This window comes from Psychrobacter sp. AOP5-GZ1-6 (assembly GCF_052376345.1).
In the GTDB taxonomy this organism is placed as follows: Bacteria; Pseudomonadota; Gammaproteobacteria; order Pseudomonadales; family Moraxellaceae; genus Psychrobacter.
This window is the reverse complement of the sequence record NZ_JBQSVP010000366.1, coordinates 1-354: the sequence shown is the minus strand read 5'-3', so window position 1 is coordinate 354 and position 354 is coordinate 1. Positions and strand designations below refer to the sequence as shown.

Below are 354 nucleotides of genomic sequence, written 5' to 3'. Positions count from 1 at the left end.
TAGGGGCTGTATAGAATTCAAATCAGCGGCAGCCAGATAAAGACACAAGCGAGAATTACGGCAGCCTCATAGCTGGCTTTAAGCTTATCATAGCGTGTAGCAATGCCTCTGAAGTGTTTTAACCTAGCAAAGGCGTTTTCTACTAAATGGCGACAACGATATAAGTACCAATCTAGCGTATCGTTATTGCTTTTAGAGTTGGACTTAACGGGTATTACTGACTCAGCACAATGTTCAAAGATACAATCTCTTATGTCGCTACTATCATAGCCTCTGTCTGCTACAACAGCCTTAGTCTCTTTTTTGATGGTACTTTTAATTAAAGCGTTGGCCATTTTAGAATCATGTACTTGG

Annotated in this window: 1 protein-coding gene; it reads right to left on the bottom strand. The window is 40.4% G+C overall.

The genetic code is table 11. The annotated features are described in order from the left end of the window. Positions 1 to 17 precede the first annotated feature (17 nt). On the bottom strand, positions 18 to 354 hold a 337-nt coding region (locus tag ACT3RN_RS16230), incomplete at its 5' end, for a transposase (protein ID WP_444518888.1).